Here is a 16,865-nt window from a genome sequence, read left to right as displayed (position 1 = left end):
GCTGCTGCGTCCGGACCATGACGACGTGCGGACCGCGGTGACCGCGTTGGGCAGGTTGCATGTCCAGGGGCATCCGGTCGACTGGGCGCCGCTGTTCCCCGAAGCCCGGACCGTCGACCTGCCCACCTACCCCTTCCAACACCAGCACTACTGGATGGAGCGCGCCGTCCCGCCCCACCCGGGCGGCCCGTCGGGCGACCCCCTGGACGACTGGACCTACCGCGTCGAGTGGGCGCCGTTGGCCGAGGACGGCCCGTCGCCCGTCCTGTCCGGCACCTGGCTGCTCGTCCGTCCGGCGGGCCCGTGCCCGCAGGCCGACGCCGTCGCGGACGCGCTGGCCCGGCACGGCGCCACCGTGCTCGGCGCGGACGGCCTCGTTCCGGGCACCGAGCCGGCCGGAGTCGTCTGCCTGCTGGGCCTGGGCGGGGACGGCGACGGCGGCCTGCGGGCGACGCTGCGGCTCGTGCGGGACCTCGCCGCCGCCGGTTCCGGCGCGCCGCTGTGGATCGTCACCAGCGGGGCCGTGGCCGTCGGCGCGTCGGATCCGGCGCCCAACCCGGAGCAGGCGACGCTCTGGGGGCTGGCCCGGGCGGCCGCCGCCGAGCTGCCCGGGCTCGGCGCGGCGCGGATCGACCTGCCCGCGGACCTCACCGGGCCGGCCGGCCGCCGGCTGTGCGCCCGGCTGCTGGACCGGGACGAGCGGGAGACCGCGATCCGCCCGGCCGGGGCGTTCGGCCGGCGGCTGGTCCGCGCCCGGACCGCCGACGGCCAGTGGACGCCGCGCGGCACCGTGCTGGTGACCGGCGGGACCGGCGCGCTGGCCGGGCACGTCGCGCGCTGGCTGGCGGAGCACGGCGCCGAGCACGTGGTGCTGGCCGGGCGCCGCGGACCCGACGGGGAGGGGGCCGAGGTCCTACGGGCCGGACTGGTCGCCGCCGGGGTGAAGGCGACGGTCGCCCGCTGCGACGTCGCCGACCGGGACGCCGTACGCCTGCTGCTCGACGCGCACCGGCCCAGCGCGGTGGTGCACACCGCCGGGGTCCTCGACGACGGCCTGCTGACCTCGCTGACCCCCGACCAGGTCGAGCGCGTCCTGCGGCCCAAGCTGCTGGGTGCCAGGAACCTGCACGAGCTGACCGCGGACCGGGACCTGGACGCGTTCGTGCTCTTCTCGTCCCTGGCCGGCGTCCTCGGCGGGGCGGGACAGGCCCCCTACGCCGCGGCCAACGCCTACCTGGACGCGCTCGCCGCGCACCGTACGGCCCGGGGGCTGCCCGCCGCGTCCCTGGCGTGGGGCCCGTGGGCGGGCGACGGCATGGCCGCCGCGCCGGAGGTGGCGGACCGGCTGCGCCGCAGCGGCATCGCGCCGCTGCCGCCGGAACACGCCGTGCGGGCCCTGGGCCGGGCCCGCGGGCCGCTGGTGGTGGCCGACGCGGACTGGGCCCGGCTGGCCGCCGGCTCCCGGCACCGGCTGCTGGACGAGCTGCCCGAGGTGCGCGCGGCCCGCCCGACCGCTGCCGCCGGGCCGCCGGACCGGCCGGATCCGCTGGACGGGCTGGCGGGCCGCCCGGCCGGGGAGCAGGCCGCCGCGCTGCTGGAGGCCGTCCGCGCGGAGATCGCCGAGGTGCTGCGCTACGCCGACCCGGCCGGGATCGGCGCGGACCAGGAGCTCCTCGCCCTGGGCTTCGACTCGCTGACGTCGATCGAGCTGCGCAACCGGCTGGCGGTCCGCACGGGCCTGTCCCTGCCCGCGACGCTCACCCTGGAGCACCGCACGCCCGCCGGCCTGGCCGGGTATCTGCGGGAGCGGATCGGGGCCGCCGGCGTGCCGGACGCGGGCGGTGCGGGGAGCCTCGCCGAGCTGTGGGAGGAGGCCGACCGGCGCGGCCGGCGGCTGGAGTTCATCGACGTGCTCACCGCGGCCGCCGCCTTCCGGCCCGCCTACCGGGACCCGGCCGAGCCGGAGCTGCCGCCGCTGCGGCTGACCTCCGGCGGGACGGACCTGCCGGTGTTCTGCATTCCGTCGCACCTCGGCAAGGCCGACCCGCACAAGTTCCTCCGGTTCGGCGCGGCCCTGCGGGGACGGCGCGACGTGTTCGTGCTGCGCCAGCCCGGTTTCGTACCGGGGCAGCCCGTCCCGGCCACCCTCGACGTCCTGCTCGACACCCACGCGCGGTCCCTGGCCGGCCACGACCGGGTGGTGCTGCTCGGCTACTCGGCCGGCGGCCTGGCCGCGCACGCGCTGGCCGGCCACCTCGCCGAGCTGGGCCGCCCGCCCGCGGCCGTCGTGCTGGTCGACACCTACGCACCCGACGAAACGGAGGTGATGACGCGTATCCAAGGCGCCATGGAGCAGGGCCAGCGGGACCGCGACGGCAGGACCGGCACGGCCTTCGGCGAGGCGTGGCTCACCGCGATGGGCCACTACTTCGGCTTCGACTGGACACCGGCCGAAGTCGACGCTCCGGTGCTGCACGTGCGCGCCGGCGATCCCATGCCGGGCATGCCCGTGGAGCGGCGCTGGCAGGCCCGGTGGCGCCTGCCGCACACCGCCGCGGACGTGCCCGGAGACCACTTCACGATGATGGAGGACCACGCTCCGCGGACCGCCGAGACCGTGCACGACTGGCTCGCCACGGCCGTCCGCCGCCCCTGACACCCACCCGCTGCCGACGACACGTCACCGACAGCGGTACCCCCACATTCGATCACCCGAAAGGGAGTCAGCTACATGCCTTCTTTCCCCGTCCGCCGGTCCGTGCCCGACACCCCGCCCGACGAGCACCTGGAGCTCCTTGAGGAGGGGCGCGGGGTCTGCCCGTTCACCATGGAGGACGGCCGGCCGGCGTGGCTGGCGGCGAGCCACGAGGCCGTACGCACCCTGCTGGCCGACCGCCGCATCAGCAACAACCCGGCGAAGGTCCCGGCCTTCTCGCAGCGTGAGGCCCTGCAAAAGCAGAAGGGCCAGTTCAGCCGGCACCTGTTCAACATGGACTCCCCGGAGCACGACATCGCCCGCCGCCTGGTGGCCGGGGACTTCACCCCGCGGCACGCGGAGGAGGTCCGGCCGTACTTCGAGGAGGTCTTCGGCGAGATCGTCGACGAGATCGTCCGCAAGGGCCCGCCCGCGGAGATGGTCGAGGCGTTCGCCTTCCCGGTCGCCACCCGCACGATCTGCAAGGTGCTGGACATCCCGGAGGAGGACTGCCAGTACTTCCAGAAGCGCACCGAGCAGATCATCGAGATGGACCGCGGCGAGGAGAACCTCGAAGCGCTCGTGGAGCTGCGCGGGTACGTGGAGAGCGTCGTGCGGGAGCGCACCCGCAAGCCCGGCGACGACCTGCTCAGCCGGATGATCGTCAAGGCCAGGGCGTCGGACGAGATCCGGCTCGGCGACTCCGACCTGGTGGACAACGCGATCTTCCTGCTGGTGGCCGGGCACGAGCCGTCGGCGAACATGCTGGGCCTGGGCGTGCTCGCCCTCGCCGAGTTCCCGGACGTCGCCGAGGAGCTGCGGGCCGACCCCGGCCTGTGGCCGGGCGCGATCGACGAGATGCTGCGGTACTACACCATCGCCCGGGCCACCAAGCGGGTCGCCGCCGCCGACATCGACATCGAGGGGCAGACGATCAAGGAGGGCGACGCGGTGATCGTGCTGCTGGACACCAGCAACCGCGACCCGCAGATGTACCCCGAGCCGGACCGGCTCGACATCCGCCGCCAGGCGGGCAGCCACCTGGCGTTCAGCCACGGGCCGCACCAGTGCCTGGGCAAGCACCTGGTCCGGGTGCAGCTGGAGGTCGCGCTGCGGGCCGTGGCCGAGCGGCTGCCGGGCCTGCGGCTGGACATCGCCAAGGAGGACATCCCGTTCCGCGGCGACGCCCTGTCCTACGGGCCGCGCCAGCTGCGCGTCGCCTGGTAGCAGCCGCCGACCGGCTCCGCCGCGGACCGGGCCGCCCGGTCCGCGGCGGAGCCCGAACGACCACACATCACGGAGGGCTCCAAGTGGAGAAGACCGACGTCGACCGGCTGCGCAGCCTCGACCGGGAGCACATGTGGTACCCGTGGACGCCGATGGCCGAGTGGATGGCCCACGACCAGCTCGTGGTCGAGCGCGCCGACGGCTGCTGGCTGATCGACCCCGAGGGCAGGCGCTACCTCGACGGCCGTTCGTCCATGGGCATGAACCTGCACGGCCACGGCCGCGCCGAGCTGGTCGAGGCGCTGGTCGCCCAGGCCCGCAGGGCGGGCGAGACCACGCTGTACCGGGTCTCGCACCCGGCCGCGGTGGAGCTCGCCGCCCGGCTGGCGGGCATGGCCCCGCCCGGGCTCAAGCGGGTGTTCTTCGCCGAGTCCGGCTCCACCGCGGTGGAGACGGCCCTGAAGGCGGCGTACGCGTACTGGGTGGCCAAGGGCCAGCCGCAGCGCTCGACCTTCGTGTCCATGGCCGGCGGCTACCACGGCGAGACCCTGGGCACGATCAGCCTGCGCGGGACGAACACGACGCAGCCCGACATGATCCGCGCCCTGTACGCACCGCTGCTGTATCCCTCGCTCGCCTTCGACCAGCCCCACTGCTACCGCTGCCCGGTCGGCAAGACCCGCGACGGCTGCGCCCTGGAGTGCGCCGACTCCCTGGAGGAGATCCTCAGCCGGGAGAAGGACCGGATCGCCGCCGTCGTCGTCGAGCCCCGGGTGCAGCCGCTGGCCGGCGTGGTCACCGCCCCGGAGGGGCACCTGGCCAAGGTCGCGGAGATCACCCGCAGGCACGGCGTGCTGCTCATCGCCGACGAGGTGCTGACCGGCTGGGGCCGCACCGGGACCACGTTCTCCTGCGAGGCCGAGGGCGTCAGCCCCGACCTGCTGACCGTCGGCAAGGCGCTGACCGGCGGCTACCTCCCGCTGTCGGCCACCCTCGCCACCGAGGAGATCTTCGACGCCTTCCGCGGCGGGGCGTTCCTCAGCGGCAGCACGTACTCCGGCTACGCGCTGGGCGCGGCCGTCGCGCTGGCCAGCCTCGACCTGTACGAGAAGGAGGACGTGCTCGGCCGGGCCCGCGCCCTGGCCGAGGTGCTCGCCGCCGGGCTGGAGCCGTTCCGCGCCCTGCCCCACGTCGGCGACGTCCGGCAGCTCGGACTCGTCGCCGGCGTCGAGATCGTGGCCGACCGCGAGACCCGTACGCCCTTCCCGCCCCAGGACCGGGTCGCGCACCGCATCTGCGACCGGGCCCGGGACCACGGCGTCCTGGTGAACCCGGTCCCCGGAGACGTGATCACCCTGCTGCCGTCGCCGTCCATGAGCCACGAGGACCTGCGGTTCCTCACCGGCACGCTGCTCAGGGCCGTCCGCGAGGTGACCGGCACGTGACCCGGCTGATGCGGGCGGCGGTCATCCGCGCCTGGGGCGGGCCCGAGCGGCTGGAGCTGGACGAGGTCCGGCGGCCCGTGCCGGAGCCGGGGTGGATCGGCGTACGGGTCGAGGCGTGCGCGCTCAACCACCTCGACATCCACGTGCGCAACGGGCTGCCGGGCGTGCGCCTGCGGCTGCCGCACGTGTCCGGCGGCGACGTGGTCGGCGTCGTGGAGCACGCCACCGACGCGGCGGGCGAGCGGCTGGTGGGCCGGCGGGTCCTGCTGGACCCGATGATCGGCCGCGGCATCCTCGGCGAGCACTACTGGGGCGGGCTCGCCGAGCACGTGGTCGCGCCGGCCGCGAACGCCGTGCCGCTGCCCGACGGAGACCCGGATCCGTCCCGCTACGCGGCCCTGCCGATCGCCTACGGCACCGCCCACCGCATGCTGTTCACCCGGGCGCGGCTGCGCGCCGGCGAGACGGTCCTGCTGTTCGGCGCGACCGGAGGCGTCGGCGTGGCCTGCGCCCAGCTCGCCGTCCGCGCCGGCGCCCGGGTGATCGCCTGCTCCGCGTCGCCCGCCAAGCTCGCCCGGCTGCGCGCGCTCGGCGTCACCGCCGTGATCGACGTGGGCAGCCAGGACGTCCGCGCGGCGGTCCGCGACCTCACCGACGGCGGGGCGGACGTCGTCGTCGACTACCAGGGCAGGGACACCTGGCCCACCTCCCTGCGCTGCGCCCGGCGCGGCGGCCGCATCGTCACCTGCGGGGCGACCACCGGCTACGAGGCGACGACCGACCTGCGCTACGTCTGGTCCCGCCAGCTGGACATCCTCGGCTCGAACGCGTGGCGGCGCGAGGACCTGGAGACGGTCCTCGGCCTGGTGGCCGGCCGGGCCCTGGACCCGGTGGTGCACGCCCGGTTCCCGCTGGGCCGGGTCCGCGAGGCGGTCGCCGAGGTCGAGGAGAGGCGGGCGTTCGGAAAGGTCGTCGTCCGTGTGGGCTGAACTCAACCGCGCCTCGGCGTGACACTAGGGGGAACGTTTTGGCTTCTGAGGGGAAGACCGCACCGCACCCGTGTTTCCTGGCGAGGACCCGGGACGCCCTGGAGCGGCAGCGCAAGACGTGCGCGCGGCCGGAAGAGGCGGCGCAGGGCGTGTTCGCCGACATCGTCGAGGAGGCCGTGGACACCGCGTTCGGCCGCGACCACGGGCTCCGCTGGGTCCGTACCCGCCGCGAGTGGCAGGCCGCCGTGCCCATCCGCACCTACGACGGCCTCGCCCCCTACGTGGACCGGCAGCTCGCCGGGGAGCACCGGGTCCTCACCGCCGACGACCCCTACGCCTTCCTGCGCACGTCGGGCACGACGGGCCGCGCCAAGTACGTGCCCACCACCGGCCACTGGCGGCGCGCCTACCGGGGACCGGCGCTCTACGCGCAGTGGGGGCTGTACTTCGAGAAGCTGGGCACCGAACGGCTCGCCGCCGGCCAGGTGCTGGACCTGTCCTGGGAGCCCGGCCCGGTGCGCCGCCGCGAACAGGGCTTCCCCGTCTACGGCATCAGCGAGCGGCCCCTGCCCGAGGACGCCGAGGACTGGAACCCGCCGTGGCGGTCGGCCGACTGGTTCGGCCGCGACCCGGCCGCGGCCACCCTGGTCGAACAGCTCCACACGAAGCTGCTGCGGCTCGCCGGCGGCGACGTGCGGCTGATCGTCTCCGTCAACCCCTCGAAGATCGTGCTGCTCGCCGAGACCCTGTCCGAGCACGGCGAGCGGCTGATCCGGGAACTGCACGACGGCCGCGCCCCCGGGCCCGCCCGCCGGCTGGCCGCCGTCCTCGACCGAGCCGGCGGGCGCCCGCTGCTCACCGACCTGTGGCCCGGCCTGAGGCTGCTGGTCTGCTGGAACTCCGCCTCCGCCGCCCTGTACCGCCCCTGGCTGTCCCGCCTGGCCCCCGGTGTCGCCACCCTGCCGTTCAGCACCACCGGAACCGAGGGCATCGTCACGCTGCCCGTCGACGAACACCCCTCGGCGGGCCCGCTCGCGGTCAACCAGGGGGACTTCGAGTTCGTACCGTGGCGCGACCTGGACGACGGCAGTCCGCTCCCCGCCGACAGCCCCACCCTCGGCTACGACGAGCTGGAGCCCGGCGCCGACTACCGGCTGGTCATGAGCCAGGCCAACGGCCTGTACCGGTACGACGTGGGCGACGTCTACCGGATGGTGGACCGGGTAGGCGCCACACCACGACTGGAGTTCCTGGGCCGGGCCGGCTTCCAGTGCTCGTTCACCGGCGAGAAGGTCACCGAGTCCGACGTGCACGCGGCGGTGACCGAGGTGCTCGGCTGGACCTGGGCCACCCACCCCGACTTCACCGGCATCCCGGTGTGGGGCACCCCGCCGTACTACGTGATCGCCGTCGAGTGGACCGACGCGCACGACGCCGTGGGCCCGGGGGAGGCCGCGCGCCGCATCGACGGCATGCTCCAGGATGTCAACGTGGAGTACGCCGACAAGCGCCGCAGCGGACGCCTGCTTCCGCTGCGGGTGCTGCCCCTGGTCCCGGGCGCGTTCCGCACCGTCCTGGAGCGCCGGTTCCACGACGGCGTGGCCGGCGCCCAGATCAAGCACCACTGGCTCCAGAAGGACGCCTCCTTCCTCACCACCCTGCGCGAACTCGGCCTCGTACGCGACGGCAGCACGACGGGAGCATGACACCGTGAAGCTCGGATTCGCCGCGCCCCTGTCGGGCCCGTGGGCCACCCCGGAGAACATCGCGCACGTCGGCCGGCGCGCGGAGCGGCTGGGCTACCACGCGCTGTGGACCTACCAGCGCGTACTCGCCGCCGCCGACGGCTCCTGGGGCGAGGCCAACCGCGGCGTGCACGACCCGCTGGTCACCCTGTCCTACCTGGCCGCGCGCACCGAGCGGATCCGGCTGGGCGTCGCCGTGCTGGTCATGCCGCTGCACACGCCCGCCGTGCTGGCCAAGCAGCTCACCACGCTCGACGTGCTGTCCAGAGGCCGGCTCGACATCGGCCTGGGCAACGGCTGGGCCCGCGAGGAGTACACCGCGGCGGGCGTGTCCGGCACCGGCCTCGGGCGCCGCGCGGACGACTTCATCGCCTGCCTGCGGGCCCTGTGGACCGACGGCGTCGTACGGCACGACGGGCCGTACCACCGGGTGCCGCCCACCCGGTTCGAGCCCAAGCCCGTCCAGTCCCCGCACCCGCCCCTCCTGCTCGGCGGCGCGTCGCCCGCCGCCCTGCGCCGGGCCGCACGGCTCTGCGACGGCTGGGTGGCGAGCAGCAAGGCCGGCCCCGAGGCCATCCGCGCCGCGATCGGCCAGGTGCGGGAGGCCGCCGAACAGGCCGGCCGCGATCCGGCGGCGCTGCGCTTCGTGTGCCGGGCCCCGGTCAGGCTGCGCCCGTCGGGAGGCCCCGACCAGCCCGCCCTCACCGGCCCGGCGGACAGGATCCGGGAGGATCTGGGGGCGCTCGCGGACACCGGACTCACCGAGGTCTTCCTCGATCCGAACTTCGATCCCGAGATCGGCTCTCCCGACGCACCGGCCGGCCGGGCCCTGGACCGCGCCGAGCGGTTGCTCACCGCGCTGGCCCCATCACCCGGAGCTTAGGTGCCGGACAGCGCCACTACACTGGCCTGATCACTTCGGTTCCGTGTTCAGCGCTGTCCAGCGGCACTGACTCATGAGGAGAAAATGCTGTGTCTGCATCCCGTCCTACCGATGAGACCAAACGCGCGGTGACGGTGCCGGCCGGGACGACGTGCGCTGACGCGGTGGCGGCGGCCAAGCTGCCGATGAACGGGCCGAACGCCGTCGTGGTGGTCCGCGACCCCGAGGGCACCCTGCGCGACCTGGACTGGGTCCCGGACGCCGAGGTCGAGGTCGAGGCCGTCGCCATGTCCAGCCCCGACGGGCTGAACGTGCTGCGCCACTCCGCGGCCCACGTGCTGGCCCAGGCGGTCCAGCAGGAGTGGCCGCAGGCCAGGCTCGGCATCGGCCCGCCCATCGAGAACGGCTTCTACTACGACTTCGACGTGCCGACCCCGTTCCAGCCCGAGGACCTGGAGCGCGTCGAGCAGCGCATGAAGGACATCATCAAGTCCGGCCAGCGCTTCCGGCGGCGCGAGTTCCCCTCGCTCGACGCCGCGCGCACCGAGCTGGCCGACGAGCCGTACAAGCTGGAGCTGATCGAGCTGAAGGGCGACGTCGACGCCAGCGAGATCATGGAGGTCGGCAGCGGCAACCTGACGATCTACGACAACGTCGACGCGAAGAGCGGCGACGTGTGCTGGTCCGACCTGTGCCGGGGCCCGCACCTGCCCTCCACCCGGCTGATCCCGGCCTTCAAGCTGATGCGCAGCGCCGCGGCCTACTGGCGGGGCAGCGAGAAGAACCCCCAGCTCCAGCGCGTCTACGGCACCGTGTGGCCGACCCGCGACGCGCTCAAGGCGCACCTGAAGGCCCTGGAGGAGGCCGCCAAGCGGGACCACCGCCGCATCGGCGAGGACCTCGACATGTTCGCCTTCAGCAAGGAGATCGGCCGCGGGCTGCCGCTGTGGCTGCCCAACGGCACGGTCGTCCGCGACGAGCTGGAGGGCTGGGCCCGGCGCACCGAGCGGAAGCTGGGCTACCAGCGGGTGGTCACCCCGCACATCACCCGGGAGGACCTGTACTACCTCTCCGGGCACCTGCCGTACTACGCCGAGGACCTGTACGCGCCCATCGACATCGAGGGTGAGAAGTACTACCTCAAGCCGATGAACTGCCCGCACCACCACATGGTGTACAAGGCGCGGCCGCACAGCTACCGGGACCTGCCGTACAAGATCGCCGAGTACGGCACGGTGTACCGCTTCGAGCGCAGCGGCCAGCTGCACGGCACCATGCGCACCCGCGGCTTCACCCAGAACGACGCGCACATCTACTGCACGCGCGAGCAGGCCAAGGACCAGTTCCTCGAAGTCATGCGGATGCACGCGGACTACTACCGCACGCTCGGCATCACGGACTTCTACATGGTGCTCGCGCTGCGCGACCCGGCGAACCGGGAGAAGTACCACGACGACGAGGAGATGTGGGAGGCGGCCGAGCAGATCACCCGGGAGGCCATGGAGGAGTCGGACATCCCCTACGAGATCGACCGGGGCGGCGCCGCGCACTACGGCCCGAAGGTCGACTTCATGATCCGGGCCGTGACGGGCAAGGAGTTCGCCGCGTCGACCAACCAGGTCGACCTGTACACGCCACAGCGCTTCGGGCTCACCTACCACGACTCCGACGGCACGGAGAAGCCCGTGGTCGTCATCCACCGCGCCCCGCTGGGCTCGCAGGAGCGCTTCACGGCGTACCTCACCGAGCACTTCGCCGGCGCCTTCCCGGTGTGGCTCGCGCCGGAGCAGGTCCGCGTCATCCCGATCGCCGACGAACTGTCGGACTACGCGAACGAGGTGCGCGACGTCCTCTTCGACGCGGACGTCCGCGTGGACATCGACGCGAGCGACAGCCGTCTGAACGCCAAGATCCGGACGGCGGTCACCCGCAAGATCCCGCTGATCGTCGTGGTGGGCCGGCGCGAGGCCGAAGAGCGCGGCGTCACCGTGCGCGACCGCTCCGGCACGGAGACCTTCATGCCGCTGGACGCGTTCGTCGGCCACGTGACCGAGCTGATCCGCACCAAGAGCCTGGACGGGGCCGGGCACCTGCGGCGCGCCGCCGACGGGGGCGGTTCCTGACGGACCCGCCGGGGAGGAAGCCGACGGCTTCCTCCCCGGCCCGGGCGGTCGGACGGGGAGGCGGGCGTGCGGGCGGCCGGGGCGCCGCCCCGCGGCCCGCGCACCTCGCGCCGCCCCGCGCCGCCCTGCGCACCCCGCGCCGCCCCGCATGCCCCGCGCACCCCGCACGCCCGCGCCGTCAGGCCCGGGCGTACGACGCGCGCGCGACCCGCCGGATGGCGGCAATAGTGGGCTGGGCTCGGTTCGCGGCCAGCCACGCCATCGCCGCGGTGCACGGCGGCAGGCCCGCCACCTCGACGTAGCGCACGCCCGGCCGGGGGAAGAGGTCCCGCGCGGCGGCGGGCAGGAAGCACATGGCCTGCCCCTGGGCGATCGTGTGCAGCAGCGACTCCATGTCCGTCACCACCGGCCCGTACCGCACCGGGCTCCCGTCGGGGCGTGGATCGACGGCCCAGAAGTCCCACCACGCCCGCGGAACCCCTGGTGGCATGTCCACCACCGGGTGCCCGGCGAGCTGGTCGAGCGTGAGCCGGGGCAGGGCGGCCAGCGGGTCGTCGGCGGACAGACACGCCACCCGGGGTTCGGTGGCCAGGTGCAGCGTCTCGATGCCCTCCGGGACGGGCGGACGCAGAAACACCACGTCCGCGTCCTGCCGCCCCAGGGCCGTCATGTGCTCCGCGAAGTCCAGGCCGACCACCCGCACCGATATCCCGGGGCACTCGCGCCGGAGTGCGTCGAGCACCGCCCGGGTGTGCGGCGTGGCCATCTCGGCGGCGATGGCTCCGACCACCAGTTCCCCGGCGCACTGGCGCAGCTGCGCCTGGGCGGACCGGCGCAGCTGGCTCATGGCCTCGACGGCCGTCCGCATCTGCGGCAGCAGCGCCTGGCCGGCCGGTGTGAGCCCGGTCGTCCGCCGGTCGCGCTCGATCAGGCGCACGCCCAGGCGCCGTTCCAGGGCCCGCAGCTGCTGGCTCAGCGCGGCCTGGGTGATGAACAGCCGCGTGGCGGCGCGGCCGAAGTGCAGCTCCTCGCTCAGCACCAGGAACATGCGTAACTGGTGCGGGCTGGGCTCCATCGAAGCCAGTGCGCCCGCGTCGGGCTCTCTGCCTGCGCTCATAAGCGCAATCTTACCTGTGCCGCACACTTTCTTATCGGCACTCGACTGACTTTATCTGTCGGCGCGTGAGATCGTTCAGGCGTGCGCCGCCGCACCGACCGAATTTCTCTTGCGAGAGCCGCGGCAGGCGCCATGACCAGCGTGTACATCGGGGGACAGTCGTCATGAGATCAGGGGTGCTTTTCGCTCTTTTTCGCGGGAATGCCCGGCTCCCGGTGCCTGTCCGCCGCACGCGACTGCTTATTGCGGCCGCCTGCTGGACGGTGCCGCTCGCCGCGGCGGTGGGCTGTTCTGGGGGAGCCGGATCCGGTGGCGGTGCCGCCGCCAAGCCGGTCACTCCGATCACGAAAAGCGAGGAGTCCCTGCTGGGCCGGGCCGAACTCGTCCTGACGGGCCGGTGCATGCGAGAGCACGGATTCCGCTTCGTCAGCGACGGCCCGTCCGCGGGCTCCACCGAATCCGGCGGCAGGCACTTCACGTTCGGGGTGGACGACGTCGCCTGGGCGGAGAAGCACGGATTCGGTGATTCCGACGAGCGGGCGGGCGGACAACCGCTCGCCGGAAATCCCAATGCCCGATATCTCCAAAGCCTTCCGCTCGCGCGCCAGTCGGCGTTCATGAGAACGCTGTACGGCGACGAAAAGGCTCCCCGGGTGGCGGTGACCCTGCCCTCCGGGCCCACCGTCAGCGCCAGCGTCGAGGGCTGTCAGGCCGAGGCCCAGAAGAAGCTGTACGGAGATTTCCGGAACTGGTTCTACGCGAAGACCATCGCCGTCAACCTGAGCGCCGAGATAAGACCCAGGGTGTTCGGCGATCCCCGGTTCCAGGAGCGGGAGCGCCAGTGGGCCCGCTGCATGAAGAAGGCGGGCCACCCGGCCGACAACGCCGGTGCCCTGCGGAAGACCTTTCTGGCCCGGAAGAAGGGGCTGACGGGGTCGGCGGCATCGCGCCTGGAGAAGACGCTTGCCGTCGCGGAGGCCAGGTGCGTGCTCGCCACGCACCTGAACCAGGTGGGCCGCGAGGTGCAGGCCGAGCACTCCGAGGAGGTGAACAAGAAGCATGCCGGAACGGTGAACACCTACCAGCGGCTGCGGCGAGCAGCGCTCCCCGCGGCCCGCGCACTGGTGCGAGATTGAGCGCGGTACGAGGGGGCGCTCAGGCTCGGCCGGTCGGACGGAACGAAAAACCGAGAACGAGAAGGGACTGCATCAGATATGAGCAAGCGAATCAAGGCACTGGCCGCGTCCGCGGTCGCCGTGGCCGCCGGGGCCCTGACGATGGTCATGCCGGGCACGGCCTCCGCGGCGGGGACGTGTAGCTCGGGCTACTTCTGCGTCTGGTCCGACACCGGCTTCACCGGAAACAAGGTGAGTTGGTCGGGCAGTGACTCCATCTGGCCCGATTCCGTCTGGAACAAGGACTCCTCCTGGATCAACAGCGGGATCACCGGGCCCGGCGTGCCGTCCTTGGTGAAGGTCTATCCGCTGAACTTCCAGACCGGTTTCTACACCCTCTGCATCGGCCCCGGCCAGAAGATCGACTGGAACCCCGGCGCCAACGACAACGGCCAGTCGCACGGCTGGTACAGCAGTTGCTGAACAGCTGAACAGCTGAACAGCTGAAGGGCTCGAACGGGGCGGCGGAAGTGTGACCGGGACACCGGGCGGACTTCCGCCGTTCGTCACGCTTCCGGCCGCAGGGTCCGCCGATCCCCTCGTACCCTCCGGCCGCCGGCCCGGCTCCCGGCGCGGTACGAGCCCGCGCGGGTCGGTCGCCCCGCCGCTCGCCGGCGGCGCGGCTGGCCCGGGTGACCGCCGGGTGGCGGAGCCCGGCCGTCCGCCGCTCTGGCCGCCCGTACACCGCTCTGCCGGACCCGGCAGGATGCCCGTGGCGCCCCCGGCAGGACTCGAACCTGCGGCCAAGTGCTTAGAAGGCACCTGCTCTATCCACTGAGCTACGGGGGCCGATGGTGGTCGTGCGCTGAAGCCCCCGGGTGCCCGCGGCTCCGACCGTGCTCGGGCCGTGGTGCTGGCGGCCGGGCTCGGCGGATCCGTGGCCTTGCCGAGGACAAGGATAGGGCTCCTTACTCCTTGTCCTGGTTGCTTCACCTCCGTGGCACGATGTGGAGGTTCGGTGAAGCGGTCCGATAATCGCAGGCGAGTGCGATTTCCGCATCGTTTTTCACGCCTTGAGGGGCGGGTGTTGTGTACTCGTTATGCCTGGGCCCCGGTCACAGCGTCCGATCTGTGGTCCATATGGGGTGATCCGGGCGGGTCTCCGTGGTGTGCACGGCCGAGCATACGCCCCATAAGCGCTCCAAAGTGGGCATTCTTCACCCGTGGCGACTCTGGACGTACGGCCCCGACTGCTCGACGCGCTGTCCGCGCTGCGCGACCGCGTCGACGCCGCACGCTTCCCGCTCCCCCTTCCCGGCGCCGCCCGCGCGCGTCGTAGCCGCGCCGAACTGCTCGCTCAGCTGGACGACTACCTCGTGCCCCGGCTGCAAGACCCCGAGGCGCCCCTGCTGGCGGTCGTGGGCGGTTCCACCGGCGCGGGCAAGTCCACGCTCGTCAACTCGATCGTCGGACGCCGCGTCACCGAGGCCGGGGTGCTGCGGCCCACCACCCGCACCCCCGTGCTCGTGTGCCACCCGGACGACCACCGCTGGTTCGCCGGCCGGCGGGTGCTGCCCCGGCTCACCCGCGTCTGGGTGCCCGCCCAGGGCGACGGCGACGGGGCGTACGACGAGGGAGCGTACGACGACGCCTCGGACGCGGCGGCGGACGCGGCGCGGCGGGACGGGGACGCCGACGAGGACGGCGGGGCGGCCCGGACGCTGCGCGTGGAGACCGACGCGGCGCTCCCCGAGGGCCTGGCGCTGCTCGACGCGCCCGACATCGACTCCCTCGTCGCCGGAAACCGCGACCTGGCCGCCGAGCTGATCTGCGCCGCCGACATCTGGGTGCTGGTCACCACCGCCACCCGCTACGCCGACGCCGTGCCCTGGCACCTGCTGCGCACCGCCAAGGAGTACGACGTCACCCTCGTCACCGTCCTGGACCGGGTGCCGCACCAGGTCGCCGCCGAGGTCTCCCGCGAGTACGGGGCGATGCTGGAGGCCGCCGGCCTCGGCGAGGTGCCCCGCTTCACCATCCCCGAGCTGCCCGAGTCCGCGGGCGGCGGCAGCGGACTGCTGCCCGCCACCGCCGTCGCGGGCCTGCGCGCCTGGCTCACCCTGCGCGCCCAGGACCCGGTCGCGCGGACGGCCGCCACGATCCGCACCGCGGCCGGCGCCCTCGACTCGCTGCGCACCCGCATGCCCGCCCTGGCCGGCGCCGCCGCGGCCCAGCACGCGGCCGCCGTGCGGCTCGCCCAGCGGGTCGAGGGCGCGTACGGGACGGCGGCCGAGCGGGTGCGGCGCGAGATCGCCGCGGGCGCGGCGCTGTCCGGCGGCGCGCTCACCCACTGGCGCGGCCTGCCCCGGGACAGCACCCCCGACGAACTGCTGACCGCCCTCGCCGAGTCCCTGGCCACGGTGCTGCGCAGCGCCGTCGGCTGCGCCGACGAGCAGGTCGCCGAGGCGGCCCGGCGCGACCCGGTGGCCCGCGCCGCGCTGGCCCCGCCCGACCCGCAGGGCGCCGCGGACCGGATCGGCGTGGCCGTGCGCCACTGGCGGCGCTGCGTCGAGGAGCTGGCCGAGGAGGAGGCCGCGGCGGCGGCCGACGAGCGCGGCGGCCCCCCGGCACCCGCCGAGGACACCGCCGCGCTGCTCGCCGCCGCCGTGCTCGGCGGCCGCCGGGCCCGCGGGGCGGGCGAACGGCTCGCCGCCGCGCTTGGCGCGCACGGCGTGCTGCGGCTGCGCGACCGCGGCGGGCGGCTGCTCGACGCGTGCGTAGAGCGGGTGATCGCGGCGGAGCGGGACCGGCGCCTGGCGCCGCTCGACGCGCTCGACATGACCCCGGACCACCAGGTCGGACTGATCGCCGCCCTGTCGGTGGTGCAGCGGGAGCAGTCCGTGCTGCGCAAGGAGCGGCTGGTACCGCGGGTGCAGAAGGCGCCGCAGCCCGCGCGTGCCCAGCCGGTGCCGACGACCGCGCGGACGGCGCAGCAGCGCGTCCGGCAGGCCCGGCACGCCCCGTACGTCCAGCACGCCGAGAGGGAGAGGAGTCCACGGTGACGGTGACGGCGACCCGCCACGACGACCGGGAGGACCGCGACGGCCCGCACACCGGGGACGGCCGGACGGACCCGGGGGCGCCGGCCGGCCGGGAGCCCCGGCAGGCGGCGGCCCTGCGGGACGTGACGGCTCCCGGAGAGGGATCGTCGTCCCAGGACGGTGGCCAGGAAGGCGGCGAAGGCAGCGAAGGCCGTGAGGGCTGCGAAGGCCGTGAAGACTACGAGACGCACGAAGGCGGGGAAGGCTGGGAAGGCCGTGCGGGCCACGAAGGGCGCGATGACGCCTGCGACGCCGCCCGCGTGAGCGGCCCGCCCCGCGCCCGTACCCGCCAGACGTGGGACGACGGCCTGATCGCCCGCCGCGCGCAGTGCGGCGCCGGGGTCGCCGTCGGCGTCGGTCGGCCGGTGCGGGTGGGCGGCGCGTCCCCGTCCGCCCCGGTGGCCCCGCCCGCGCCCGCGCCCCGC

At 74.1% G+C, this 16,865-nt stretch carries 11 protein-coding genes, 1 tRNA gene and 1 pseudogene; 11 read left to right on the top strand and 2 right to left on the bottom strand.

What is annotated here, in order from left to right; genetic code table 11:
• The 7 genes from RKE29_RS18460 to thrS all read left to right on the top strand — a co-directional run.
• A partial coding sequence (locus RKE29_RS18460; RefSeq protein WP_312006531.1) for an SDR family NAD(P)-dependent oxidoreductase occupies positions 1–2,656 on the top strand: 2,656 nt, incomplete at its 5' end.
• 75 nt (positions 2,657–2,731) lie between these two features.
• The gene (locus tag RKE29_RS18455; protein ID WP_312006530.1) at positions 2,732–3,922 is read left to right on the top strand and encodes a cytochrome P450; all 1,191 of its coding nucleotides are present in this window, start codon (positions 2,732–2,734) and stop codon (positions 3,920–3,922) included.
• 83 nt (positions 3,923–4,005) lie between these two features.
• Entirely contained in the window at positions 4,006–5,367 is a 1,362-nt protein-coding gene (locus tag RKE29_RS18450) for an aspartate aminotransferase family protein (protein ID WP_312006529.1), read from the top strand.
• Positions 5,364–6,356 (top strand): zinc-binding dehydrogenase, encoded by a 993-nt coding sequence (locus tag RKE29_RS18445; RefSeq protein WP_312006528.1) that lies wholly within the window; start codon positions 5,364–5,366, stop codon positions 6,354–6,356. Before RKE29_RS18450 ends, RKE29_RS18445 begins: the two co-directional genes overlap by 4 nt.
• Before the next feature lie 38 nt (positions 6,357–6,394).
• Positions 6,395–8,062, top strand: coding sequence for a GH3 auxin-responsive promoter family protein (locus RKE29_RS18440; protein WP_312006527.1), 1,668 nt, complete (start codon positions 6,395–6,397; stop codon positions 8,060–8,062).
• Between the two features lie 4 nt (positions 8,063–8,066).
• Positions 8,067–8,984: a TIGR03619 family F420-dependent LLM class oxidoreductase gene (locus RKE29_RS18435; protein ID WP_312006526.1), complete on the top strand. Its 918-nt coding sequence runs from the start codon at positions 8,067–8,069 to the stop codon at positions 8,982–8,984.
• A gap of 89 nt (positions 8,985–9,073) precedes the next feature.
• Positions 9,074–11,107: a threonine--tRNA ligase gene (thrS, locus tag RKE29_RS18430; RefSeq protein WP_312006525.1), complete on the top strand. Its 2,034-nt coding sequence runs from the start codon at positions 9,074–9,076 to the stop codon at positions 11,105–11,107.
• A gap of 178 nt (positions 11,108–11,285) precedes the next feature.
• Here thrS and RKE29_RS18425 read toward each other — a convergent pair whose 3' ends face one another.
• Positions 11,286–12,224 (bottom strand): LysR family transcriptional regulator, encoded by a 939-nt coding sequence (locus tag RKE29_RS18425; RefSeq protein ID WP_312006524.1) that lies wholly within the window; start codon positions 12,222–12,224, stop codon positions 11,286–11,288.
• A 176-nt stretch (positions 12,225–12,400) separates the two neighbouring features.
• Here RKE29_RS18425 and RKE29_RS18420 point away from each other — a divergent pair, with 176 nt between their 5' ends.
• Positions 12,401–13,360: a hypothetical protein gene (locus tag RKE29_RS18420; protein WP_312006523.1), complete on the top strand. Its 960-nt coding sequence runs from the start codon at positions 12,401–12,403 to the stop codon at positions 13,358–13,360.
• A 78-nt stretch (positions 13,361–13,438) separates the two neighbouring features.
• Complete coding sequence (locus tag RKE29_RS18415) at positions 13,439–13,822, top strand: peptidase inhibitor family I36 protein (protein ID WP_312006522.1); 384 nt, start codon at positions 13,439–13,441, stop codon at positions 13,820–13,822.
• 290 nt (positions 13,823–14,112) lie between these two features.
• Here the strand turns inward: RKE29_RS18415 and RKE29_RS18410 are convergent.
• Positions 14,113–14,188, bottom strand: a tRNA-Arg gene (locus tag RKE29_RS18410).
• A gap of 374 nt (positions 14,189–14,562) precedes the next feature.
• Here RKE29_RS18410 and RKE29_RS18405 point away from each other — a divergent pair.
• Positions 14,563–16,401 carry a dynamin family protein gene (locus RKE29_RS18405; RefSeq protein ID WP_312006521.1) on the top strand — a complete coding sequence of 613 codons (1,839 nt, stop codon included), beginning with the start codon at positions 14,563–14,565 and terminating at the stop codon, positions 16,399–16,401.
• Positions 16,398–16,865, top strand: a pseudogene (locus tag RKE29_RS18400) (hypothetical protein); the annotation flags it as partial. The gene RKE29_RS18405 and the pseudogene RKE29_RS18400, both read left to right, overlap by 4 nt.

The organism is Streptomyces sp. B1866, from assembly GCF_031932565.1.
Classification (GTDB): Bacteria; Actinomycetota; Actinomycetes; order Streptomycetales; family Streptomycetaceae; genus Streptomyces.
Note: the sequence above shows the minus strand (reverse complement) of the source record. Positions and strands in the feature narration are given on the sequence as shown.

Bases quoted from the DNA above. Each gene is read 5' to 3' on its own strand.
- RKE29_RS18425 (WP_312006524.1), bottom strand. From the start codon at position 12,224: ATGAGCGCAGGCAGAGAGCCCGACGCGGGCGCACTGGCTTCGATGGAG.
- RKE29_RS18455 (WP_312006530.1), top strand. From the start codon at position 2,732: ATGCCTTCTTTCCCCGTCCGCCGGTCCGTGCCCGACACCCCGCCCGAC.
- RKE29_RS18415 (WP_312006522.1), top strand. From the start codon at position 13,439: ATGAGCAAGCGAATCAAGGCACTGGCCGCGTCCGCGGTCGCCGTGGCC.